At 73.4% G+C, this 21,461-nt stretch carries 18 protein-coding genes; 11 read left to right on the plus strand and 7 right to left on the minus strand.

Annotated features, from left to right (window positions below):
• Positions 1-368: 368 nt before the first annotated feature.
• From AC07FJ_RS28695 to AC07FJ_RS28705, 3 genes are all read left to right on the plus strand, one after another.
• Positions 369-1,640 (plus strand): BtaA family protein, encoded by a 1,272-nt coding sequence (locus tag AC07FJ_RS28695; RefSeq protein ID WP_479052159.1) that lies wholly within the window; start codon positions 369-371, stop codon positions 1,638-1,640.
• A 76-nt stretch (positions 1,641-1,716) separates the two neighbouring features.
• Positions 1,717-2,412, plus strand: a complete 696-nt coding sequence (locus AC07FJ_RS28700; RefSeq protein ID WP_479052160.1) for a class I SAM-dependent methyltransferase — start codon at positions 1,717-1,719, stop codon at positions 2,410-2,412.
• 92 nt (positions 2,413-2,504) lie between these two features.
• A complete protein-coding gene (locus AC07FJ_RS28705; RefSeq protein WP_479052161.1) occupies positions 2,505-3,191 on the plus strand; it encodes a histidine phosphatase family protein in 687 nt (228 codons plus the stop codon).
• Here AC07FJ_RS28705 and AC07FJ_RS28710 read toward each other — a convergent pair.
• The 3 genes from AC07FJ_RS28710 to AC07FJ_RS28720 form a co-directional block, all read right to left on the minus strand.
• The gene (locus AC07FJ_RS28710; protein ID WP_479052162.1) at positions 3,133-5,289 is read right to left on the minus strand and encodes an MMPL family transporter; all 2,157 of its coding nucleotides are present in this window, start codon (positions 5,287-5,289) and stop codon (positions 3,133-3,135) included. The two genes, AC07FJ_RS28705 and AC07FJ_RS28710, sit on opposite strands and share 59 nt — an antisense overlap.
• 67 nt (positions 5,290-5,356) lie before the next feature.
• On the minus strand, positions 5,357-6,637 hold the full coding sequence (locus AC07FJ_RS28715) for a wax ester/triacylglycerol synthase domain-containing protein (RefSeq protein ID WP_479052163.1): 1,281 nt from the start codon (positions 6,635-6,637) through the stop codon (positions 5,357-5,359).
• Entirely contained in the window at positions 6,637-6,873 is a 237-nt protein-coding gene (locus AC07FJ_RS28720; protein ID WP_479052164.1) for an acyl carrier protein, read from the minus strand. The genes AC07FJ_RS28715 and AC07FJ_RS28720 overlap by 1 nt, the downstream gene beginning before the upstream one ends.
• A 208-nt stretch (positions 6,874-7,081) precedes the next feature.
• On the opposite strand from AC07FJ_RS28720, the gene miaB reads away from it, so the two are divergent.
• Together miaB and AC07FJ_RS28730 are read left to right on the plus strand one after the other, a co-directional pair.
• Positions 7,082-8,599 carry a tRNA (N6-isopentenyl adenosine(37)-C2)-methylthiotransferase MiaB gene (gene miaB, locus AC07FJ_RS28725; protein ID WP_479052165.1) on the plus strand — a complete coding sequence of 506 codons (1,518 nt, stop codon included), beginning with the start codon at positions 7,082-7,084 and terminating at the stop codon, positions 8,597-8,599.
• A 241-nt stretch (positions 8,600-8,840) separates the two neighbouring features.
• On the plus strand, positions 8,841-9,557 hold the full coding sequence (locus AC07FJ_RS28730) for a class III extradiol dioxygenase subunit B-like domain-containing protein (RefSeq protein ID WP_479052166.1): 717 nt from the start codon (positions 8,841-8,843) through the stop codon (positions 9,555-9,557).
• Between the two features lie 115 nt (positions 9,558-9,672).
• Here AC07FJ_RS28730 and AC07FJ_RS28735 read toward each other — a convergent pair whose 3' ends face one another.
• Both AC07FJ_RS28735 and AC07FJ_RS28740 read right to left on the minus strand, forming a co-directional pair.
• On the minus strand, positions 9,673-9,933 hold the full coding sequence (locus AC07FJ_RS28735) for an antitoxin (protein WP_361426943.1): 261 nt from the start codon (positions 9,931-9,933) through the stop codon (positions 9,673-9,675).
• Positions 9,934-10,003: 70 nt separating this feature from the next.
• Entirely contained in the window at positions 10,004-10,273 is a 270-nt protein-coding gene (locus AC07FJ_RS28740) for a hypothetical protein (protein ID WP_479052167.1), read from the minus strand.
• Between the two features lie 183 nt (positions 10,274-10,456).
• Here AC07FJ_RS28740 and miaA point away from each other — a divergent pair, with 183 nt between their 5' ends.
• The 6 genes from miaA to hflX all read left to right on the plus strand — a co-directional run bounded on the left by miaA (position 10,457) and on the right by hflX (position 18,497).
• Positions 10,457-11,395: a tRNA (adenosine(37)-N6)-dimethylallyltransferase MiaA gene (gene miaA / locus AC07FJ_RS28745; RefSeq protein ID WP_479052168.1), complete on the plus strand. Its 939-nt coding sequence runs from the start codon at positions 10,457-10,459 to the stop codon at positions 11,393-11,395.
• A gap of 107 nt (positions 11,396-11,502) precedes the next feature.
• Positions 11,503-12,051, plus strand: coding sequence for a hypothetical protein (locus AC07FJ_RS28750; protein ID WP_479052285.1), 549 nt, complete (start codon positions 11,503-11,505; stop codon positions 12,049-12,051).
• A gap of 43 nt (positions 12,052-12,094) precedes the next feature.
• Positions 12,095-12,970 carry a diaminopimelate epimerase gene (gene dapF, locus AC07FJ_RS28755; RefSeq protein WP_479052169.1) on the plus strand — a complete coding sequence of 292 codons (876 nt, stop codon included), beginning with the start codon at positions 12,095-12,097 and terminating at the stop codon, positions 12,968-12,970.
• A gap of 139 nt (positions 12,971-13,109) precedes the next feature.
• Positions 13,110-15,230, plus strand: coding sequence for a RelA/SpoT family protein (locus AC07FJ_RS28760; protein WP_479052170.1), 2,121 nt, complete (start codon positions 13,110-13,112; stop codon positions 15,228-15,230).
• A gap of 99 nt (positions 15,231-15,329) precedes the next feature.
• Positions 15,330-16,838 (plus strand): M1 family metallopeptidase, encoded by a 1,509-nt coding sequence (locus tag AC07FJ_RS28765; RefSeq protein WP_479052171.1) that lies wholly within the window; start codon positions 15,330-15,332, stop codon positions 16,836-16,838.
• Between the two features lie 153 nt (positions 16,839-16,991).
• Positions 16,992-18,497 (plus strand): GTPase HflX, encoded by a 1,506-nt coding sequence (gene hflX, locus AC07FJ_RS28770; RefSeq protein ID WP_479052172.1) that lies wholly within the window; start codon positions 16,992-16,994, stop codon positions 18,495-18,497.
• Between the two features lie 131 nt (positions 18,498-18,628).
• On the opposite strand, the gene AC07FJ_RS28775 is transcribed toward hflX, so the two are convergent.
• Together AC07FJ_RS28775 and AC07FJ_RS28780 are read right to left on the minus strand one after the other, a co-directional pair.
• Complete coding sequence (locus AC07FJ_RS28775) at positions 18,629-19,810, minus strand: trypsin-like serine peptidase (RefSeq protein WP_479052173.1); 1,182 nt, start codon at positions 19,808-19,810, stop codon at positions 18,629-18,631.
• A gap of 223 nt (positions 19,811-20,033) precedes the next feature.
• Positions 20,034-21,209, minus strand: coding sequence for a trypsin-like serine peptidase (locus AC07FJ_RS28780; RefSeq protein ID WP_479052174.1), 1,176 nt, complete (start codon positions 21,207-21,209; stop codon positions 20,034-20,036).
• Positions 21,210-21,461: the final 252 nt, after the last annotated feature.

Here is a 21,461-nt window from a genome sequence, read left to right on the forward strand (position 1 = left end):
CGTCCTACGCGGTCGGAATGAGCAGCAGGGGATGCGGCCGACGCCTCCTGCGGGCGCCCGTGCCGCGCGTCGCCACGAAGCCGGCGACGACCAGCGCGGCCACGGCGATGGTCATGATCCCCGCCGGTGTCACGCGCGGACGTGGTTTCGTTCCCATAGCGGTCCTGTCCCTCCGTTCCGTCCCCCCGTCCCGTGTGCGGCGGGCCCCGATCGTCCACCAGGACGGCCGGTGCGGCGGACGCACCGGCCCGACGAGGAAGGACATGCCCCTCGCACGGCCTAGTGAGTCACCGTCGGCGGTCGGCCATGCGGGGGAAACCCGGTGCCTCTGCGCTGACGGGCGTCCTCCATCCCGCATGGTGAGTGCCATGGCCTCGTACTCATCTGCCGGTGCCGTCGTGACGCCCGTCGCCGGGACCCGCCGGCCTCCCCTGACCGCGCCCCGCGCGGGCGGCGCGCTGAGCGGGCGGATGTTCACCGCGCTGCACGACCGCAACCTCGTGTACAACGCGTGCTGGGAGGACCCGGCGCTCGACCGCGCGGCACTGGACCTCGGGCCCGACGACCACGTCCTGGTCATCACCAGCGCCGGCTGCAACGCCCTGGACTACCTGCTCGCCGGAGCCGGCCGGGTCACGGCGGTCGACGTCAACCCGCGCCAGACCGCGCTGCTGGAGCTGAAGACGGCCGCCGTACGGAGCCTGGACCACGCGGAGTTCTTCGAACTGTTCGGCACCGGCCGTTCGCCCCGCGCGCGGGAGATGTACGGCGACGCCCTGCGCGCCGGACTGTCGCCGCCCTCACGCCGGTTCTGGGACGGCTACATCGACGCCTTCGCCGGCCGCGGCTGGCGCCGCTCCTTCTACTACCGCGGCACCTCGGGCCTGCTGGCGAAGTGCCTCATGCTCTTCCTGCGCCGCTTCCGGGGCGTGGGGCGGCACTTCGACGCGCTGCTGGAGGCGCCGACCGTCGACGAGCAGCGGGAGATCTACGAAGCGCGGCTGCGGGGCCCGCTGTGGACCGTGGCGCGCATGGCCGCGCAGCCGCTCGCGCTGAGCCTCGTCGGCGTACCACCGGAGCAGCGCCGCGAGATCATCGAGGAGTACCCCGGCGGCACCGCACAGCTCATCCACGACGGCTTCGACGCGGTCTTCGGCCGGCTGCCCCTCGCGGACAACTACTTCTGGCGCACCTACATCACCGGTTCCTACACGCCCACGTGCTGCCCCGAGTACCTGCGGGCGCACAACTACGGGCGGCTGCGCGAGCTCCTGCCCCGCCTGGAGGTGCGTACGGCGACGGTCACGTCGTGCCTGACCGGCATGGCGCCGGCCGGGGCCGCGGCGGGGGTCTCGAAGTTCGTCCTGCTGGACCACATGGACTGGATGGGCTGGTGCGACCAGGCCGCGCTCGCGGAGGAGTGGCAGGCCATCGTCGACGCGGCCCGGCCCGGCGCGCGCGTGATCTACCGCAGTGCCGGCCTGCACACGCGCTACCTGGACCCGGTGCGCGTCCGCCACGAGGGCCGTACGCACCACCTTCCCGACCTGCTCGACCGCCACCCGGGACTCGCCGCCCGGCTGCACGAACGGGACCGCGTCCACACGTACGGCAGCTTCCACATCGCCGACCTGCCGTGAAGCCCGGCGCCTGACGCCTGACGCCCGAAGGGAGCGCTTTTTGCGTCTCAGCTCCCATGTGCGGATCGTCCGCCACATGGCCTTCCCACGCCTCGACGGCGCGACGCCCGCCGAGCGCATGGAGTCCCTCTACCAGCCGACCGCCCACCTCTACGACGCCTTCCGCGAGAACCGGCTGCTGCACGGCCGCCGCGACCTGATGGAGACCCTGCCCCTCGAACCCGGGTGCCGCGTGGTCGACTTCGGCGGCGGCACGGGCAACAACCTCGAGTACCTCGACACCGACCGCCGGGAGCCGTGCGCGCGCATCACGATCGTGGACGTGTCGGCCTCCATGCTGCAGGTGGCGCGCGAACGGATCCACCGCAACCGCTGGCGCAACGTGGAGACCGTCCACGCGAGCGCCACCGCCTACCGGCCGCCGGACGGGCCCGTGGACGTCGTCGTGTTCTCGTACGCGCTGACGATGATGCCCGACTGGTTCGCGGCCGTCGACCACGCCCGCTCCCTCCTCAGGCCGGGCGGCACCATCGCGGTCTGCGACTTCTACGTCTCCCGCAAGTACCCGCCCGACGGCGGGGTACGGCACGCGGCGTGGCGGCGGCACCTGTGGCCCGCCTGGTTCAGCCACAACAACGTCTTCCTCTCCGCCGACCACCTCCCGTACCTCCGGGAGCGGTTCGGCACCGTCCGGCTGGACGAACGGCTGGGCCGGGTCCCGTACCTCAAGGCGCGCGTGCCCTTCTACCTCTTCCTCGGAAGCAAGACCTGACTCCAGGACCCGGCCCCCCAAGAGCCGACTTCAACAGCCGACTTCACGACCCGACTGCACGACGCAACGATCCGATTCGAAGGGCGCCGCCCATGCGCATGCTCCTGATCCGCCACGGCCGTACCGACGCCAACCGGACCCACGTCCTCGACACCGCGGCCCCGGGCGCCGCCCTGGACGAGGTGGGACGGCGGCAGGCGGCCGCCCTGCCCGCCGCGCTGGCCGACGAGGACATCGACGTCCTGTACGCGTCCACCCTCACGCGCGCCCGGCAGACGGCCGACCCGCTCGCCGCCGCGCGGGGGCTGGAGGTGCGCGTCCGGGACGGCATCCGCGAGATCGAGGCCGGCGTCCTGGAGGGCCGCCGCGACGCCGAGGGGATCGCCCGCTACCGCACGGTCGCCGTCGCCTGGGCCGCCGGGCGGACGGAGCCCCGCATGCCGGGCGGGGAGGACGGAACCGAGTTCCTCGCCCGCTTCGACGCCGTCGTCGCCGAGGCCGCCGCCTCGGGCGCCGCCACCGCCGCGCTGGTGGGCCACGGGTCGGCGATCCGCGTGTGGGCGGCCGCCCGGGCGCACAACGTGTCCGTCCCCTTCGCCGCCGCGCACGAGCTGCCCAACACGGGCGTGGTCGCCCTGGAGGGCTCCCCGGAGGACGGCTGGCTCGCGCTGTCCTGGACGGGCGGGGACCTCACCACCACCCTCACCCCGGCTACACCGGCTACACCGGCTCAAGCTCCGGTTCCGGCTCGGGCTTCGCGTCCGCCGGTGTCCTTCTGAACGGCAGCCACCAGTTGGCGCTGCCGAGCAGCGCCATCAGCGCGGGCGCCAGCAGCAGCCGGATGAGGGTGGCGTCGACGAACACCGCCACGGCCAGGCTGACGCCCACCACCTTCAGCAGCAGCAGCCCGGAGGCCGCCAGCGCCGCCATGACGACGATGACGACCACGGCCGAGGCGGTGAACAACCCGGCGGTGCGCTGCACGGCCCGCGCGACGGCCTCCCGCGTGGAGGCGCCCGCCGCGTGCTCCTCCACCGCACGCGACAGCAGCAGCACCTCGTAGTCCATCGACAGCCCGAAGGCCACGCACAGCACCAGGATCGGCACGAGGGTGTCGGTCACGCCCGTCACCGCGAAGTCGCCCAGCACGCCGCGCAGGAAGCCCTGCTGGAAGACGAGCACCATCACCCCGAAGGCCGCGCTCAGACTGAGGACGTTGAGCAGGAACGCCTTCAGGGGCAGGACGACGCTCCGCGTGCACCAGGCCAGCAGCGCCAGGGTGACCACGGTGATCAGCACCAGCGCCGGGACCAGGCCCGCCCGGATGCTGTCCTGCAGATCGGCGAGCCACGCCTGCGTACCGCCCACGAGGACCGGCCCGGGCGCGGGGACCTCCCGCACCGCCCGCACCACCGCCGCGCCCTCCTCGGCGTGCGGGCCGACGTCCGTGACGACCGCGGCCCAGGAGCCGGCGGGGGAGGCGTACCCGACCTGGGGGTGCGTGGGGCCGAGCAGCCGGCCGTGGTGGTAGATGCCGGTGACCGCCTCCACCCGGCTCACGTGCTCCAGCCGCGACAGGCGGCGGGCGTACGCGTCCAGCGCCGCGGCGTCCCGCGCGCGGTGCGCGTCGAGGCCGGGCAGGACCACCTGCACGGGGTTGGCGGCGTAGTGGTCGAAGTCCCGCCGCAGCGTCTCCGTCGCCTCACGCGTCGGCGAACCCTGCGGCAGCGCCCGGTCGTCGAACGTGCCGAACCGGGCCTCGGTGAACGGCAGCACCAGCGCCGCCAGCAGGGTGCCCAGGACGACGACGACCGGAACGGGCCGCCGCATCACCCCGTCGGCCAGCCGGTACCAGCGGCCCTTCTCCGGTGCGGCGACGGCCGCCCGCGCGGCGCGGCGGCCTCGGCGGCGCAGCGACAGCCGGTCGATGCGGGGCCCCAGCAGGAGCAGCGCGGCGGGCAGCGCGGTGAGGGCCAGCAGCGCGCTGAGCGCCACCACGGCCATCCCTCCGTACGCGATGGAACGGAGCATGTCGAGCGGGAAGACGAGCAGCGCCGCCATGCTGCCGACCACCGTCAGGGCCGAGCACACCACCGTCCGGCCGGTGGTGCGCACGGTCTCCAGCAGCGCGTCGTGGAGGCTCGCCGTCCGCTCCCGCTCCTCGCGGTAGCGGGCCAGCATGAAGAGGCTGAAGTCGACCGCCAGGGCGAAACCGAGCGCGGTCGTCAGGTTCAGGGCGATCACGGAGACGGTGGTGAAGCCGGCGAGCCCGCTGAGCACCGCCGCGCTGCCCACCACCGCGGCGAGACCGACCAGCAGGGCCAGCCCGGCGGCCACGACGCCCCCGAAGACGACCACCAGCACGGCGGCCGTCAGCGGCGCCGCCAGCAGCTCCATGCGCTGGAGGTCCATCCGGCTCTGCCGCTCGATGGCCAGCCCCACCGGGGTCGGCCCCGTCGCGGCCACCTCCAGCGGCCCGTGGCGGCCGGTGAGCTCGCGCAGCAGCGGCTCGACGTCCCGGTGGGCGGTGGCCTCGCTGGTCGCGATCCGCAGCAGCACCAGCGCCGAGCGCCCGTCGCGGCCCCGCAGCGAGATCGGCCGCTCGGTCCAGTACGAACGCACCGCCACGACCTTCGGCAGCGAGCGCGCCCGCGCCACGAGCCGCGTGCCGGCCCGGCGGGCCGCGGGGTCGTCCACGGACCCGGCCGCCGTGGCCACCAGCGTGACCGTCGGCACGCCGCTCCGGAAGGCCGTGGACAGCGTGTACTCGGCCCGCGCCGACTCCGCGCCGGGCGGTGTCGTACCGCCGTGGTACAGCCGGTCTCCCACGCCCACTCCGGCCACCCCGGCCGCCACCAGGGCGCACACGGTCAGCACGAGCGTACGGACGGGGAAGCGGAGGACGAGCCGGGCCAGAGCGCCCAGCGGATCGGCGCGCAGGGCACTACCTCCCGATCGAAGGCACCGGGGCGGCCGCCTCCGGAGCCAGCCGGTCCAGCGCCTCGCGCCAGTACTCCGCCAGCTCCCTCGCCGCCGGCACGGCCGCGTCGGCGGTGAACGCGCAGGTGGCCTGGGAGCGCCAGGTGGTCAGCACGGGCTGGTACGGGAAGTGGGCGGGCAGGCAGTTCAGCCCGGTGACGCTCAGGGCGCGGCAGCCGCCGAACCCGAAGTCGGCCGTCTGCGTGAGCACCGTGGTCTGCACCCCGCAGCGCGCGAAGACCCGCTCCGACAGGCTCTTCGTGCGCCGCGCGTCGAGCCGTACGAGCGCGTCGCCCTTCGCCCAGCGGAGGGCGGGGTCCTTGTAGCGGGCGGTACGGCGGGAAAGCAGCCGCGCGCGCTGCCGCAAGTCCGCCTCGTCCCACGGCACGTCCACTACGGCGACGGAGAAGCGGTTGCCCGGATAGGCGGGACACGCCGTGGTGGCGGACCCCGTCGGCCCCAGCGCGATGGGCAGACCGATACCGCGTGCGCGCGGCCCCTCCCGGGTCCAGCCGGTGGTGTCCGCGCGCTGTGCCGCGTACGACAGGGCGCTGAGGTGGATGTCGAGGACCGAGCAGCCGAGGTCGGCGGCCGCCGTCCGCAGCCGGCCCACCGGCACGGTCACGGCGGACAGCACCCGCCGCCCTTCCCGGGGCCCGTCCAGCAGCGGCCGGCGAGAGGCCGGCAGGAACAGCCGTACGGACTCCAGTGCGTTGCGCGCGTGGGCACCCACGCGCGCGGGGAGGGCCGGCGCGAACGGACCGCCCGCCGAGGGCAGCGCTCCGGCGGGCGGCTTCGTACGGAAGAGCCGCTGCATCACCCACGCCAGGCTCACACCGTCGTGCAGCCCGTGGTGCCCGCGGTAGCACAGCAGGAACCGGTTCTCCGCGTACCCGTGCACCAGCCAGACCCCCCAGGGCCGCCGCGGACAGGGCGCGGCGGCGTTGAGCAGCGCGTCGTACGCCGCCTCCCGCCGCTCCACGCGCAGTTCGCGTACGTGCCGGTCGAGGTCCGGCCCTCCGTCCCCGGAGTCCCCGGATTCCCCGGCGACGGACAGGGCGAGCAGCGGCAGGAACGGCAGGCGCCCCCGCACGTGCTCCCGTACGGCGGCGAGCTCCGGCACGGGGCCGTCCAGCTCCAGTACGGCACCGATGTGCAGGTAGTGCCCCTGGCCGGGGCCCTCCATGGCGCGAATGACCTCGTCCACCGCCGGGTAGGCGGCGACCCCGTCGGCCGGCCCGGTCATCAGCCCGCGACGGGCTGGGTGTGGCGCTGCAGGAAGTCGGCGATGTCCCCGACCGTCCTCAGGCCGTGCAGCCGGCTCTCGTCGACGCTGATCCCGAGCTCGTCCTGGGCGATGAGCACCAGCTCCGTCACGGCGAGCGAGTCGAGGCCGACCTCCTCCACCGTGGCGTCCGGCCGGATCAGGTCGGCCGGCAGGTGGAGCGTGCCGGTCATGGTCTCCCGCAGCCATTCGTACATGGTTCTCCTCTGCGTCCGCCGTGTGGGACCACCCGCGTGAGGGCTCTCGAAAGCGCCAACTTTCCACACCCGCCGGGTGCGCGCCCGGCACCGCCCCGGCATGTTGGCGATCGCCCGGGATCCTGTACTCGGACGGCGGAAGCGCCCACCGTCCGTTCCCCGACCGGCTCGGGACGGGGCTCGCCCGGCGCCCCCTTACCCTGGAGGAATGACCAGCATCGACCGGAGCCTTGCCGTGGGCGCGTCCAAGACCTATGAGATCCGCACCTACGGGTGCCAGATGAACGTCCACGACTCCGAGCGCCTCTCCGGGCTGCTGGAGGAGGCGGGCTACGTCCGCGCGCCCGAGGGCTCCGACGGTGACGCCGACGTCGTCGTCTTCAACACCTGCGCGGTGCGGGAGAACGCCGACAACAAGCTGTACGGCAACCTCGGGCGGCTCGCCCCGCGGAAGACGGAGCGGCCCGGCATGCAGATCGCCGTCGGCGGCTGTCTGGCCCAGAAGGACCGCGACACCATCGTGAAGAAGGCGCCGTGGGTCGACGTCGTCTTCGGTACGCACAACATCGGCAAGCTGCCGGTGCTCCTGGAGCGGGCCCGCATCCAGGAGGAGGCGCAGATCGAGATCGCCGAGTCGCTGGAGGCGTTCCCGTCGACGCTGCCGACCCGGCGCGAGTCGGCGTACGCCGCCTGGGTGTCCATCTCCGTCGGCTGCAACAACACCTGCACCTTCTGCATCGTCCCCGCGCTGCGCGGCAAGGAGAAGGACCGCCGCCCCGGCGACATCCTGGCCGAGATCGAGGCGCTGGTCGCCGAGGGCGTCTCCGAGATCACCCTGCTCGGCCAGAACGTGAACGCGTACGGCTCCGACATCGGCGACCGCGAGGCCTTCTCCAAGCTGCTGCGGGCCTGCGGGAACATCGAGGGCCTGGAGCGCGTCCGCTTCACCTCCCCGCACCCGCGCGACTTCACGGACGACGTGATCGCGGCGATGGCCGAGACCCCCAATGTGATGCCGCAGCTCCACATGCCGCTGCAGTCCGGCTCGGACACCGTCCTGAAGGCGATGCGCCGCTCGTACCGCCAGGACCGCTTCCTGGGGATCATCAGCAAGGTGCGGGAGGCCATCCCGCACGCCGCGATCTCCACCGACATCATCGTGGGCTTCCCCGGCGAGACCGAGGAGGACTTCGAGCAGACCCTGCACGTGGTACGCGAGGCCCGCTTCGCGCAGGCCTTCACCTTCCAGTACTCCAAGCGCCCCGGCACCCCCGCGGCGACCATGGACGGGCAGATCCCCAAGGAGGTCGTGCAGGACCGCTACATGCGCCTGGTCGCTCTCCAGGAGGAGATCTCCTGGGAGGAGAACAAGAAGCAGGTCGGCCGGACCCTGGAGGTCATGGTCGCCGAGGGCGAGGGCCGCAAGGACGACACCACCCACCGCCTGTCGGGCCGCGCGCCCGACAACCGCCTGGTGCACTTCAGCAAGCCGGACCAGGAGGTGCGCCCGGGCGACGTGGTGACGGTCGAGATCACCTACGCGGCCCCGCACCACCTGCTGGCCGAAGGCCCCACGACCCGCGTACGCCGCACCCGCGCGGGCGACGCCTGGGAGAAGCGCAACGCCGCCGAGGCGGCCAAGCCGGCCGGCGTGATGCTGGGCCTGCCCCAGATCGGCGCCCCGGCCCCCCTGCCGCCGGTCACCGGAGGCTGCGCGGTCGGCTGAGCCGCGGCCGGGTGTCCCGCTGAGCCGTAGCCGGTGTTCTGTCGCCGCGGCCGGGGGGCCTGCTGAGCCGCGGCCGGTGTTCCGCTTGAGCCGCGGCCGGGGGGCCTGCTGAGCCGCGGCCGGTGTCCTGCCGATCCGCGGCCGGGTGCCGTCGACCCGCGGCCGGTGTTCCGCCGCCGCGGCCGGGTGTCCCGCTGACCTGCGCCGCTGTCGGCGGGGTGCAGCGGCTACGCTGCGGATCATGCTTGTCGCCGCGGCCGTCTGCCCCTGCCCCCCGCTCCTGGTCCCCGACGTCGCCGCCGGGGCCGCGCCCGAACTCGACGCCGCGCGCACGGCCTGCTCCGACGCGCTGGCGGTGCTCGCGGCCGCCCGCCCGGACCGGCTGTTCGTGGTCGGCCCGGCCGCGGGCGACGCCGTGGAGCGGTACGCGGCCGGCGCCGTGGGTGACTTCCGGGGCTTCGGCGTCGACCTCGCCGTACGCCTGGGGCCCGGCGACGCCGCGGGCGCGGAGGACCGGCGGCTGCCGGCCTCCCTCGCCGTCGGGGCCTGGCTGCTGGCGCGGGTCGACTGGGCCGGCGCCCCCGTCGAGGGCCTCGCGGTGGGGGAGCGCCTCGCGCCCGCCCGCTGCGCCGACGCGGGCCGCGACCTCGCCGCCCGCGCCGAGCGTGTCGCCCTGCTCGTGATGGGCGACGGCAGCGCGTGCCGCTCCCTCAAGGCGCCCGGCTATCTCGACGACCGCGCCGCCGGCTTCGACGAGGCGGCCGCCCGGGCCCTCGGCGCGGCGGACACCGGAGCCCTCGCGGCGCTGGACGCGCACCTCGCGTACGACCTGAAGGCGGCCGGGCGCGCCCCCTGGCAGGTCCTGGCGGGCGCGGCGGAGGGCGCCGGTCTGGAAGGCCGCCTGCTCCACGAGGACGCGCCGTACGGCGTCGGCTACTTCGTCGCGGCCTGGTCCTAGGACCGGGCGGGCCACCGCGGCGCACCTCCCCGACCACCGCATACGGCGGAAGGCCACGGAGTCGTGCTCCGTGGCCGTCCGCCGTACTGCGTGCCCGTGCGCGAGGCGCAGGAGGTCAGGAGGTGGAACCGGGCGGTGGCGGCGGTGGCGGCGTGGCGTCGCCCCCGTCCTTGTGGGCGAACCGGCCGAGGGCGTCCTTGGCCTTGCCCGTACCGGATTGGATCTTGTCGCTGTACTTGCCCTTGGTCCTGTGGTCGACCATCCGCGCGGCCTTCTCCAGCCCCTGGTCGATCTTTCCCTCGTGCTGCTGCGCGAGGCCCTGGACCTTCTCCTTGGCTGGGGCGAGCTTGGCCTTCATCTGATCCAGGAAGCCCATGGGTCACCGTCCCTCGTCAGTCGCCGTCGGCCGTGATGCCGCTCCTGTGTCGCGGCTTCCCGCTCCGGCTCTACTTACGCGCGCCTTCACCGGCTTCGTTGTCCGCCGCTTCCTCGGCCGACTGCTGCTTCGGGATCTCCACCCCTTCGCCGGCCGCGGCCTCGGCCGCCGGAGCCGCACCGGTCGTGCCCGCCTCCTCGGTGGCCTCGGCCGCCGCCTCGGTCTCCGCTGCCGCCGTCTCCCCGCCCGCCTCGGCGGTCACCGGAGCGGTCGCCGTCTCCTCGGTCGATGCCGCGGCAGACTCGTTACCCTTCCGGCGAAACCATGCAAAAACGCCCATATCTACTCCATAGCGTACTCGTGTGGGCGAAATTCCGCGCAGTCCGGAGCGTCCCATTGCGTCGCCCGGTGGAGCCGGTCCTGAAAACCGGCGGTCGGAACCTCGCAACAGGCAACGACGCCGACCCCGGACCGTCACGTAACTCGTTCGGGGACAGTGCGCGAGGTTTGCGAGACTGGGTCGGTGAGAAGCGCAGCTCCCGCCCCGCGGGTCATCGCCGTCGTCGGCCCCACCGCGGCCGGAAAGTCCGATCTGGGCGTCTTCCTCGCCCAGCAGCTGGGCGGCGAAGTCGTCAACGCCGATTCCATGCAGCTCTACCGGGGGATGGACATCGGCACCGCCAAACTGACGCCCGAGGAGCGCGGCGGCATCCCGCACCACCTCCTCGACGTCTGGGACGTCACCGAGACCGCCAGCGTCGCCGAGTACCAGCGGCTCGCCCGCGCGGAGATCGACCGGCTGCTCGCCGACGGCCGCGTCCCCGTCCTCGTCGGCGGGTCCGGGCTGTACGTACGCGGCGCCGTCGACGCCCTCGAGTTCCCCGGCACCGACCCGGCCGTCCGCGCCCGCCTCGAAGCCGAGCTCGAAGAGCGGGGCTCCGGCGCCCTGCACGCCCGCCTCGCCGCCGCCGACCCGGACGCCGCCCGGGCCATCCTGCCCAGCAACGGCCGCCGGATCGTCAGGGCGCTCGAAGTCATCGAGATCACCGGCAAGCCCTTCACCGCCAACCTCCCCGGCCACGAGTCGGTGTACGAGACCGTCCAGATCGGCGTCGACGTCGCGCGCCCCGAGCTCGACGAACGGATCGCCGTGCGCGTGGACCGCATGTGGGAGGCCGGGCTCGTCGACGAGGTGCGGGAACTGGAGGCGCACGGGCTGCGCGAGGGCCGCACCGCCTCGCGCGCCCTCGGTTACCAGCAGGTACTCGCCGCGCTCGCGGGCGAGTGCACCGAGGACGAGGCGCGGGCCGAGACCGTACGCGCCACCAAGCGTTTCGCGCGGCGCCAGGACTCCTGGTTCCGCCGCGACCCGCGCGTGCACTGGCTCAGCGGCGCGGCCGCGGACCGCGCGGAACTCCCGCGGCAAGCCCTGACGTTGGTCGAACGAGCGGTTACAGCCTGATCACGTGATGGCATCGGGACGCCCTGCCCGTCATTCCGGTGCCCGGGACCGTGCCATCATCGAGCATCGATCGACCAGTGGAGTCCGAGTTGGGAGGGCGCGTGGCGATGGAGGCCGGCCCTCGCGACAGAGAACAGTACGAAGCACCGGACGACATGGCACCGGGCGAAGACCAGGCAGGCCGAGACCGGGCAGCCCGGGATCAGGCGGTCCAGGGCCGCGCGGTCCAGGGTCTGGTCCCCGGGGCCTCCGGCGCGCCGGGCCTGAGCCCCGACGGGCCCGAGCTCGACGAGGACGGCGCCCAGGAGATCACCCCCGACGAGGTCGAGGTCGAACTGCGCCCGCAGCGGCGGCTGCGCATCTGGCAGCTCGCCCCCATCGTGGGACTCGCTGCGATCGGCTCGCTGATGTTCGCCTTCCCCCTCGCCTTCGGCTCGGGTGACGGCGGCGCGGTCCTCCCCATGCTGGGCCTGCTGCTCTGCGGCTGCGCCGCCGGCTGGGGCATGATGGCCGCCCGCCGGGTCGGCTACACCTGGCCCGGCCTGCCCGCCCGCGGCTCCGGCGAGCGCCCCGACTGGCGCGTGATCGCGCTGTACGCGGCCGGCGTCGCCGTCCTCGTGGCGCTGGCCGTCTGGCGGGTCGCCCGCCTCCGTTAAGCCGGGCGGGGCCGGTGTCGTACCCCCTCGTACGATGGACCGCATGACGACCACGCCCCTCGCCTTCCTCAAGGGCCACGGCACCGAGAACGACTTCGTGATCGTGCCGGACCCGGACAACGCCATCGAGCTGACCGCCTCCGCGGTCGCCCGGCTCTGCGACCGGCGGGCGGGCATCGGGGGCGACGGGGTGCTGCACGTCGTCCGCTCCGCCGCGCACCCCGAGGCGCGGGACATGGCCGGTGAGGCCGAGTGGTTCATGGACTACCGCAACGCCGACGGCTCGGTCGCCGAGATGTGCGGCAACGGCGTCCGCGTCTTCGCCCGCTACCTGCAGCACGCGGGCCACGTCACCGCCGGGGAGATCGCCATCGCCACCCGCGGCGGCGTCAAGCGGGCCCACCTCGCCAAGAACGGCGACGTCACCATCTCCATGGGCCGCGCCCGGCTGCCCGAGGACGGCGTCACCGTCACCGTCGACGGCCGCAGCTGGCCCGCGCGGAACGTCAACATGGGCAACCCGCACGCCGTGGCCTTCGTCGAGGACCTGGCCCACGCCGGAGACCTGCGGTCCGAGCCGCCGTACGAGCCCGCGGCGGTCTACCCCGACGGGGTCAACATCGAGTTCGTCGCCGACCGGGGCCCCCGCCACGTCGCCATGCGCGTCCACGAGCGCGGCGCCGCCGAGACCCGCTCCTGCGGCACCGGCGCGTGCGCGGTCGCGGTCGCCGCGGCCCGCCGGGACGGCGCCGACCCGGCCGAGACCGGGACCCCGGTCACGTACACCGTGGACGTCCTCGGCGGCACCCTCACGATCACGGAACACCCCGACGGCGAGATCGAGATGACCGGCCCCGCGGTCATCGTCGCCGAGGGCCGCGTAGACCCCGCCTGGCTCGCGGAGAACGTCACCGCCTGAGGCTTCGCTCGAATGGGTGATCCGGTTCCCGCTGGGCGGGAGCCGGTCGGTTCGACGTGGTGGGCTCGGTAGCATCAAGCACCGGCCCGGCGGGCATGTCGGCCCGCCCACCGCCGGTAGACCCCGCCGGAGGTGCCCCATGAGCGCAGAGGCCACCAACCCCGCGCCCAGCCGCCGGCGCGGCCGCCCGAGGATCGACCTCCGGAGGCTCGGCCGCGCCGCCCTGCTCGGTCCAGGCGCCCGGGACCGCCTGCCCGACGCCATCAGCCATGTCGCCGAGGCCCACCGCGCGCACCACCCCGACGCGGACCTCGCCGTGCTGCACCGGGCGTACGTCCTCGCCGAGTCCTCGCACCGCGGCCAGTTCCGCAAGAGCGGCGAGCCGTACATCACCCACCCGCTCGCGGTCACGCTGATCCTTGCCGAACTGGGCGCCGAGACAACGACCTTGACCGCCTCCCTCCTCCACGACACCGTCGAGGACACCGACCTGACCCTCGACCAGGTACGGGAGCAGTTCGGCGACGAGGTCTGCTACCTCGTCGACGGCGTCACCAAACTGGAGAAGGTCGACTACGGCGCCGCCGCCGAGCCCGAGACCTTCCGCAAGATGCTCGTCGCCACCGGCAACGACGTCCGCGTCATGTCCATCAAACTCGCCGACCGGCTGCACAACATGCGCACCCTCGGCGTCATGCGCCCCGAGAAGCAGGCGCGGATCGCCCGCGTCACCCGAGACGTCCTCATCCCGCTCGCCGAACGGCTCGGCGTACAGGCCCTCAAGACCGAGCTGGAAGACCTCGTCTTCGCGATCCTCCACCCCGCCGAGTACGAGCAGACCCGCGCCCTCATCGCCGAGAACGCCACCGCCGGGGACGCCCTCGCCGCCATCGCCGACGACGTCAGGACCGTCCTGCGCGAGGCGGGCATCCCCGCCGAAGTCCTCGTCCGGCCCCGCCACTTCGTCTCCGTGCACCGGGTCAGGCTCAAACGCGGCGAGCTGCGCGGCACGGACTTCGGGCGCCTGCTGGTCCTGGTGGGGGAGGACGCCGACTGCTACGGCGTGCTCGGCGAACTGCACACCTGCTTCACGCCCGTGATCTCCGAGTTCAAGGACTTCATCGCAGCGCCCAAGTTCAACCTGTACCAGTCGCTGCACACCGCCGTCGCCGCCCCCGACGGCTCGGTCGCCGAGGTCCTGATCCGTACGCACCAGATGCACAAGGTCGCCGAGGCGGGCGTCGTCGCCCTCGGCAACCCGTACGCCGCGGGTGCCACGGCCGACGGCGCCGAGCACGGCGAGGAAGGGGAGGACGGCGAGCGCGCCGACCCGACCCGGCCCGGGTGGCTCTCCCGCCTCCTGGAGTGGCAGCAGGCCACCCCGGACCCCGACACGTTCTGGACCTCGCTGCGCGCCGACCTCGCCCAGGACGGCGAGATCACCGTCTTCCGCCCCGACGGCGGCACCCTGGCGCTGCCGGGCGGTGCGACCTGCGTGGACGCCGCGTACGCCCAGTACGGCGAGGCCGCCCACGCCTGCGTCGGCGCCCGCGTCAACGGCCGCCTCGCCTCCCTCGGCACCGTCCTCGGCGACGGGGACACCGTGCAGCTGCTGCTCGCCCAGGACCCCCCGCAGGACGCGGTCTCCGGGCCCTCACCCGACTGGCTCGACCACGCCAGCACCCCGGCCGCGCGGATCGCCATCACCCGCTGGCTCGCCGCGCACCCGGAGGCCGCGAAGCCGGAGCCGGCGTCGGAGCAGCCGCCCACCGCCGCCCCTCCCGCGGAGCGCGGCCCGGCCGGCCCCGCCTCCCCGGCCGGGACTGGGGCCCGGGCCGTCGTCGCCGGCCTCCCCGGCGCGCCCGTCCGCCTCGCCCGCTGCTGCACCCCCGTACCGCCCGACGCGGTCACCGGCTTCTCGGTACGCGGCGGAAACGTCACGGTCCACCGCGCCGAGTGCCCGGCCGTCCGCCGCATGGAGGCGCTCGGCCGCGTGCCCACGCCCGTGAGCTGGGGCGACACCGCGGACTGCCGCGTCACGCTCGTCGCCGAGTCGTTCGGGCGGCCGCGGCTGCTCGCCGACCTCACCGACGTCATCGCCACGGCGGGCGCCGCGATCGTCTCCGCCACCGTCGAACCCCCCACCGAACAGCGCGTCCGGCACACCTACACCCTCCAGCTCCCCGACGCGACCCGGCTGCCCGCCCTGATGCGCGCGATGCGCGACGTGGCGGGCGTGTACGACGTGAGCCGCGCCTAGGACCCGGAAAGGCGGCGTACGACGCCGTTCGGGTGCGCGGGGGCGTGCGGGGCGCGCGCCGTCACGGCGCGTGCGCGGTGCGCTGGTAGCGGTTGCACCATGCCTCTCATCACACCGCGATTCACGCCGCGAGCGCTCGCGCGATCGTCCCGACGCGTCCGCGTGGCCCTGCTGGCCGCGGCGTCGGCCGGCTGCCTGGTCGCCGCCGCCGTGCCCGCGCCCCAGCCGCTCGGCATCGGGGACCCGCTCTTCCCGCACCTCGGCAACCCCGGCTACGACGTCCTCGCGTACGACATCGCCCTCACCTACCAGGGCGACAACACCAAGCCGATGGACGCCCTCACCAAGATCGACGCGCGGGCCACGGCCCGGCTGGAGCAGGTCAACCTCGACTTCACCCACGGCACCGTCCGCGGCGTCCACGTCAACGGCCTGCCCGCCGCGTACGAGAGCAGCGGCGAGGACCTGGTCGTCGAGCCGGTCCAGCCGGTCGAGGCGGGCGCGCCGATGACCATCACCGTCGCCCACACCAGCGACCCGCGCGACTCCCGGGAGGCGGGCGGCTGGGTCCGTACCGGCGACGGGCTGGCGATGGCCAACCAGGCCGACGCCGCCCACCGGGTCTTCCCCGGCAACGACCACCCCGCCGACAAGGCGTACTTCACCTTCCGCGTCACCGCCCCCGCGGAACTCACCGTCGTCGCCAACGGACGCCGCGTCGCACGGGCGCGGACGGGCGACACGCAGACCTGGCTCTACCGCACCGCCCAGCCCATGGCGACCGAGCTCGCGCAGGTCTCCATCGGCCGTTCCGCCGTCGTCGAACGCACCGGCCCGCACGGGCTGCCCGTGCGCGACGTCGTCCCGGTGGCCGACCGGGAGGCCATGGAGCCGTGGCTGCAGAAGACGCCGCAGCACCTGGAGTGGATGGAGCGCCGGGTCGGGCCCTACCCCTTCGAGACGTACGGCGTGCTCGTCGCCGACGCCGACACCGGCTTCGCGCTGGAGACCCAGACGCTGTCCCTCTTCGAGCGCTCACTGTTCCGGGACGGTGACTACCCGAAGTGGTACGTCGACGCGATCATGGTCCATGAGCTGGCCCACCACTGGTTCGGCAACAGCGTCTCCCCCCGCACGTGGTCCGACCTGTGGCTCAACGAAGGTCACGCCACCTGGTACGAGGCCCTGTACGCCGAGGAGACCGCCCGGCAGTCGCTGGAGGAGCGGATGCGGAACGCGTACATCGCCTCCGATGGCTGGCGCGTGGCGGGCGGCCCCCCGGCCGCGCCCAAGCCCCCGGCCCCGGGCCACAAGATCAGCCTGTTCCGGCCGGTGGTGTACGACGGCTCGGCCCTGGTCCTGTACGCGCTGCGCCAGGAGATCGGCAAGGAGGCCTTCGAGCAGCTGGAGCGGCGCTGGGTGGCCGACCACGCCCACGGGACGGCCGGCACGGAGGACTTCGTACGCCTCGCCTCCGACATCGCGGGCCGCGACCTGAGCGCGTTCCTGCAGGGCTGGCTGTACGGCGAGAAGACCCCGCCCATGCCCGGGCACCCGGACTGGCGCAGCAAGGCCCCGGTCAAGGCCCAGCCCTCGCAGAAGCGCTGAAACTCGCGTGACGGGCCCGGGGTACCGTGCGACCATCGTCGGGTCGGCGGCGCTGCCGGGCCCCCGGGTTGCCGGGGACCCGCCCCGGGAATGATCCGGGGGAGTCACGCGTTGTGCCTGACGAATCGAGTATCTCTTCGACGTAAGGATCCAATGACCTCCTCTTCTTCCCCTTCCCAGGACGCACAGAGCTTCGCGGACACCACCCGCACCGAGAGCCTTCGGGCCGATGCCCTGATGGAAGAGGACGTCGCCTGGAGCTACGAGATCGACGGGGAGCGCGACGGCGACCAGTTCGACCGCCATGAGCGCGCGGCCCTGCGGCGCGTCGCGGGCCTCTCCACCGAGCTCGAGGACGTCACCGAGGTCGAGTACCGGCAGCTGCGCCTGGAGCGCGTGGTGCTGGTCGGCGTGTGGACCTCGGGGACCGTGCAGGACGCGGAGAACAGCCTCGCGGAGCTGGCCGCGCTCGCCGAGACGGCGGGTGCGCTGGTGCTCGACGGGGTGATCCAGCGCCGCGACAAGCCGGACCCGGCCACGTACATCGGCTCGGGCAAGGCGAACGAACTGCGGGACATCGTGCTGGAGACCGGGGCCGACACCGTCGTCTGCGACGGTGAGCTCAGCCCGGGCCAGCTGATCCACCTCGAGGACGTCGTCAAGGTCAAGGTGGTCGACCGGACCGCCCTGATCCTCGACATCTTCGCCCAGCACGCCAAGTCGCGCGAGGGCAAGGCCCAGGTCTCGCTCGCGCAGATGCAGTACATGCTGCCGCGGCTGCGCGGCTGGGGTCAGTCGCTGTCCCGGCAGATGGGTGGCGGTGGCTCCGGCTCCTCGGGCGGCGGCATGGCCACCCGTGGTCCCGGTGAGACCAAGATCGAGACGGACCGCCGACGGATCCGCGAGAAGATGGCGAAGATGCGCCGGGAGATCGCGGAGATGAAGACCGGCCGCGAGATCAAGCGGCAGGAGCGGCGGCGCAACAAGGTGCCGTCGGTCGCGATCGCCGGATACACCAACGCCGGCAAGTCGTCCCTGCTCAACCGTCTGACGGGCGCGGGCGTGCTGGTGGAGAACGCGCTGTTCGCCACCCTCGACCCGACCGTGCGCCGGGCCGAGACGCCGAGCGGCCGCCTGTACACGCTGGCGGACACCGTCGGATTCGTCCGGCACCTGCCGCACCACCTCGTCGAGGCGTTCCGCTCCACCATGGAGGAGGTCGGCGACGCCGATCTGATCCTGCACGTGGTGGACGGCTCGCACCCGGCGCCGGAGGAGCAGCTGGCGGCCGTGCGCGAGGTGATCCGGGACGTCGGCGCCACCGACATCCCCGAGATCGTCGTGATCAACAAGGCGGACGCCGCCGATCCGGTCGAGCTGCAGCGGTTGCTGCGCATCGAGCGGCACTCCATCGCCGTCTCCGCGCGGACCGGCGAGGGCATCGACGAGCTGCTCGCGCTGATCGACGCGGAGCTGCCGCGGCCGGAGGTCGAGATCGAGGTCCTCCTGCCGTACACGCAGGGCGGGCTGGTCTCGCGGGTGCACGCCGAGGGCGAGGTTCTGTCCGAGGAGCACACCGCCGAGGGCACGCTGCTCAAGGCGCGGGTGCACGAGGAGCTCGCCGGCGCGCTCGCCCGGTTCACCCCCGCGACGCACTGACGCGGTACCGCACGAACCGAAGGCCCGCCCCCTCCAGGTGAGGGGGCGGGCCTTCGGCCTGTCCGCTTGTCGGAGTCGCTCCGTCCGGGGCACCCCGTCCGCGTCACCGCGTTCGGGTCACCCCGTCCGGGTCACTGCCCCGCGAACTTGTCGCTCATCATCGTGTAGATGCCCCGCGCGCCCTCGTCCAGGCGCGGTCCGGCCAGCCAGCCGGCCGTCACCGGGCCGATGGAGGTGTTCGACACGAGCACCAGGCGGTCCTCGCCCGGGACCTCGCGGAACCAGCCGCCGCCGGACGAACCGCCGGTCATGGTGCAGCCGATCCGCCACATCGTCGGCGTACCGGGGCTGAGGGTCAGACGGCCCGGCCGGTCCACGCACTTGTGCATCAGCGCGCCGTCGTACGGCGGGGCGGCCGGGTAGCCCCAGGCGCCCATCGCCGGGATGCCGACGGCCTGCGGGGCCTGGAAGTCGATGTCGAGGGCGACACCGACCGTCTCCTCCAGCGACTTGGTGCCGTTCTCCGGCTTCACGTGCATCACGGCGTAGTCGTACGGAGCGCCCCCGCCGCCGGTGGGGCCGCCCTGCGAGATCCACTCACCGGAGGTCGCCACCCAGTCCGCCCAGTACACGCCGTACGGGGCGATCTGCTGCGGCTGCGCACCCTCCAGCTGCGCCGGGCTCTTGCCCAGGTCGTTGTAGGCGGGGACGAAGGCGATGTTGCGGTACCAGCCGCCGCTCTTGCCGGCGTGGACGCAGTGGCCCGCGGTCCACACCAGGTTGGACTTGCCGGGGTTCTTCGGGTCCTTGACCACGGTGGCCGAGCAGACCATCGAGCCCTCGGGGGAGTCGAAGAAGACCTTGCCGACCGGGGCGGCGTTCTTGTGGTACGGCTTCTCCTCCGGCACGGCCTGGACCGGGGCCGGCTCCGGGTCGGTGACGCCCTGGTCGCCGGAGAGGTCGCCGGCGGCCATGGTCTTCTGCGGCGACTTGGCGGTCTGCATCCGCTCGGGCTTCCACAGCCCCTCGATCACCGGGTTGACGAAGTCCTTGGCCTCACGCAGCCACGTGTCCTTGTCCCAGTTCTTCCACTCGCCGTTCTTCCACTTCTCCGGGTCGACGCCGTGCTCCTTGAGCTTGTCGGCGAGGTCCTTCGGAAGCTCGGTGCCCCCTTGACCGCCCTGCCCGCCGGCGGGGCTGGAGGCCGCCGGCTTGTCGGCCGCCTTCTCCTCCGCGGGGCCGCAGGCCGTGGCCGTCAGCGCGAGGGCCGCGGCCAGGCCGGTGGCGCCCAGCAGTGGACGTATGGATCGCATGAAACGACTCCCCCATGAAAGCGCGGGATCCGGCCGTCGCGCCGCGAACCCGCGTGTATTGCCATGAACTTGTCACGCCACAGGGCGGTCTTCCGGGACCGCCGCGTGAGGATGTGCCCCTCACTCTATGCAGGTGGTGCCGGGGCGCGTCGCCACCCGGCACCACCTGCACGGACTCTCCACGAGACCACGCACCGGCCGCCGCCGGTGTCGCGGACACTCCCTAGCGGCCCGCGAACTTCTTGCTGACCTCGTCGAACACGCCCTTCGCCTCGTCACCGAGGCGAGGGCCGGCCAGCCAGCCCGCCGACACCGGGCCGATCGAGGTGTTGGACACCAGGGCGGGCTTGCCGTCCCGGCCCTCCGCGACCCAGCCGCCGCCGGACGAACCGCCGGTCATGGTGCAGCCGATGCGGTGCATCGTCGGCTGGTCCGCCTTGAGGGACAGCCGGCCGGGCTTGTCCGCGCACTGGAACATCTTCTGGCCGTCGAACGGCGGCGCCGCCGGGTAGCCGGTCGCCGTGATGCTCGTGATCTTCTGCGTGGCCGGGGCGTTGAAGTCCACCGGCAGCGCCCCGCCGACCGTCTCCTCCAGCGACTTGCCGTTGCCGCCCTTCTCCGGCGTCACGTGGATGACCGCGAAGTCGTACGGCGCGCCTTGGCCACCGGTCGACGCGCCCTCGTTGATCCACTGCTCCGAGGTCTGCGCCCAGTCACCCCACCACACGCCGTAGGGGGCGACCTCTTCGCGCGAGGCCTTCTCCAGCTCGGCGGTCGACTTGCCGCCGTCGTTGTACGACGGGACGAAGGCGATGTTCCGGTACCAGCCGCCGCTCTTGCCGGCGTGGACGCAGTGACCCGCCGTCCACACGAGGTTGGACTTACCGGGGTTCGCCGGGTCCTTCACCACGGTCGCCGAGCAGACCATCGGGCCCTGCGGACCGTCGAACAGCAGCTTGCCCGCCTCCGGGACGCCCGAGTGGTACGGCGCCTTCACCGGCTGCGCCTCGACGGGCGCGGGCGTCGGGTCGGTGACACCCTCGTCACCGGAGATGTCCTCTTCCTCGACCGGGCGCTCCGGCTCCTCCGCCTCCCGCATCCGGTCCGGGTCCCACAGGTCCTCGATGATCGGGTTGACGTAGTCCTTGGCCTCACGCAGCCACGTGTCCTTGTCCCAGTTCTTCCACTCGCCGTTCTTCCACTTGTCCAGATCGATCCCGTGCTCCTTGAGCCGGTCCTTCAGCTCGTCCGGGATCGTGATCTTCCCGTCCGAGGTCTGACCGGCGGAAGCGGTGGGCTCCCCGCCCGCGGTGTCCTCACCCGGCCCGCAGGCGGTGGCCGTCAGCGCCAGCGCGGCGGCGACGGAGGCTGCGGCGAGCAGCGGACGAATGGGTCGCATGTCGTGAATCCCCCTGGGACTTCGTAACCACGTACGTCAGGTACGTCTCGAACAACTTCTGCACCACGGCACCGGAGTGCGGCCCCCACTATGCCGGTGACGGTGGGGACGGTGCGCGGCAGGTCCACGGTTCCCCCGCGCCCGGCCGGCTTCGCCCGGCCCGCTTCGCCCCACCGGCTCCAACTCCCCACGACCGCACGGATCCGGAGACGACCGTGATCCCGGCGGGGCCTCGTCGTTGGTACGGACGGG

The sequence above is a fragment of the Streptomyces sp. NPDC045998 genome, assembly GCF_056430285.1.

Coding starts and splice junctions, on each gene's coding strand:
- AC07FJ_RS28695 (WP_479052159.1), top strand. CDS start 369: ATGGCCTCGTACTCATCTGCCGGTGCCGTCGTGACGCCCGTCGCCGGG.
- AC07FJ_RS28700 (WP_479052160.1), top strand. CDS start 1,717: ATGGCCTTCCCACGCCTCGACGGCGCGACGCCCGCCGAGCGCATGGAG.
- AC07FJ_RS28705 (WP_479052161.1), top strand. CDS start 2,505: ATGCGCATGCTCCTGATCCGCCACGGCCGTACCGACGCCAACCGGACC.
- AC07FJ_RS28715 (WP_479052163.1), bottom strand. CDS start 6,637: ATGACCGGGCCGGCCGACGGGGTCGCCGCCTACCCGGCGGTGGACGAG.
- AC07FJ_RS28720 (WP_479052164.1), bottom strand. CDS start 6,873: ATGTACGAATGGCTGCGGGAGACCATGACCGGCACGCTCCACCTGCCG.
- miaB (WP_479052165.1), top strand. CDS start 7,082: ATGACCAGCATCGACCGGAGCCTTGCCGTGGGCGCGTCCAAGACCTAT.
- AC07FJ_RS28730 (WP_479052166.1), top strand. CDS start 8,841: ATGCTTGTCGCCGCGGCCGTCTGCCCCTGCCCCCCGCTCCTGGTCCCC.
- AC07FJ_RS28735 (WP_361426943.1), bottom strand. CDS start 9,933: ATGGGCTTCCTGGATCAGATGAAGGCCAAGCTCGCCCCAGCCAAGGAG.
- AC07FJ_RS28740 (WP_479052167.1), bottom strand. CDS start 10,273: ATGGGCGTTTTTGCATGGTTTCGCCGGAAGGGTAACGAGTCTGCCGCG.
- AC07FJ_RS28750 (WP_479052285.1), top strand. CDS start 11,503: ATGGAGGCCGGCCCTCGCGACAGAGAACAGTACGAAGCACCGGACGAC.
- dapF (WP_479052169.1), top strand. CDS start 12,095: ATGACGACCACGCCCCTCGCCTTCCTCAAGGGCCACGGCACCGAGAAC.
- AC07FJ_RS28760 (WP_479052170.1), top strand. CDS start 13,110: ATGAGCGCAGAGGCCACCAACCCCGCGCCCAGCCGCCGGCGCGGCCGC.
- AC07FJ_RS28765 (WP_479052171.1), top strand. CDS start 15,330: ATGCCTCTCATCACACCGCGATTCACGCCGCGAGCGCTCGCGCGATCG.
- hflX (WP_479052172.1), top strand. CDS start 16,992: ATGACCTCCTCTTCTTCCCCTTCCCAGGACGCACAGAGCTTCGCGGAC.
- AC07FJ_RS28775 (WP_479052173.1), bottom strand. CDS start 19,810: ATGCGATCCATACGTCCACTGCTGGGCGCCACCGGCCTGGCCGCGGCC.
- AC07FJ_RS28780 (WP_479052174.1), bottom strand. CDS start 21,209: ATGCGACCCATTCGTCCGCTGCTCGCCGCAGCCTCCGTCGCCGCCGCG.